Genomic DNA, 1,033 nt, shown 5'->3' with positions numbered 1-1,033 from the left:
TCATGGGCAAGGAGAAGTTCGAGCGCAGCAAGCCGCACGTGAACGTGGGGACGATCGGTCACGTCGACCACGGCAAGACGACGCTGACGGCCGCCATCACGAAGTACTGCGCGACGAAGGGCCGGGCGCAGTTCATGGCGTACGATCAGATCGACAAGGCGCCGGAGGAGCGCGAGCGCGGCATCACGATCGCGACGGCGCACGTCGAGTACTCGACGGAGAAGCGGCACTACGCGCACGTGGACTGCCCGGGTCACGCGGACTACGTGAAGAACATGATCACCGGGGCGGCGCAGATGGACGGCGCGATCCTGGTGGTGTCGGCGGCGGATGGTCCGATGCCGCAGACCCGCGAGCACATCCTGCTCGCCCGTCAGGTGGGCGTGCCGTACATGGTCGTCTTCCTGAACAAGGTCGACATGGTGGACGACAAGGAGCTGCTCGACCTCGTGGAGCTCGAGGTCCGTGAGCTGCTCACGGAGTACGACTTCCCGGGCAACGAGATCCCGATCGTGAAGGGGTCGGCGCTCAAGGCGCTCGAGGGCGACAAGGGAGAGCTGGGCGAGCCGGCGATCCAGCAGCTGCTGGACGCGGTGGACAGCTACATCCCGACGCCGCAGCGCGCGACGGACAAGCCGTTCCTGATGCCGGTCGAGGACGTGTTCTCGATCTCGGGCCGCGGGACGGTGGCGACGGGCCGCGTGGAGCGCGGGATCGTCAAGGTGGGCGAGGAGATCGAGGTCGTCGGCCTGAAGCCGACGGTCAAGACGGTGGTGACGGGCGTGGAGATGTTCCGCAAGCTGCTCGACGAGGGGCAGGCGGGCGACAACATCGGCGCGCTGCTCCGCGGCCTGAAGCGCGAGGAGGTGGAGCGCGGTCAGGTGCTGGCGAAGCCGGGCTCGATCACGCCGCACACCAAGTTCAAGGCCGAGGTGTACGTCCTGACGAAGGAGGAGGGTGGGCGCCACACGCCGTTCTTCAACGGCTACCGCCCGCAGTTCTACTTCCGCACGACGGACGTCACGGGTTCGGT

Annotated in this window: 1 protein-coding gene; it reads left to right on the top strand. The window is 67.2% G+C overall.

The genetic code is table 11. The features are described 5' to 3' along the window. Positions 1 to 2: 2 nt before the first annotated feature. Positions 3 to 1,033, top strand: a 1,031-nt coding sequence (tuf, locus tag MNZ39_RS24075) for an elongation factor Tu (protein ID WP_242341610.1), incomplete at its 3' end; no start/stop codon positions are given.

This window comes from Anaeromyxobacter sp. SG66 (assembly GCF_022690805.1).
Lineage (GTDB): Bacteria > Myxococcota > Myxococcia > Myxococcales > Anaeromyxobacteraceae > Anaeromyxobacter > Anaeromyxobacter soli.
Note: the sequence above shows the minus strand (reverse complement) of the source record. Positions and strands in the feature narration are given on the sequence as shown.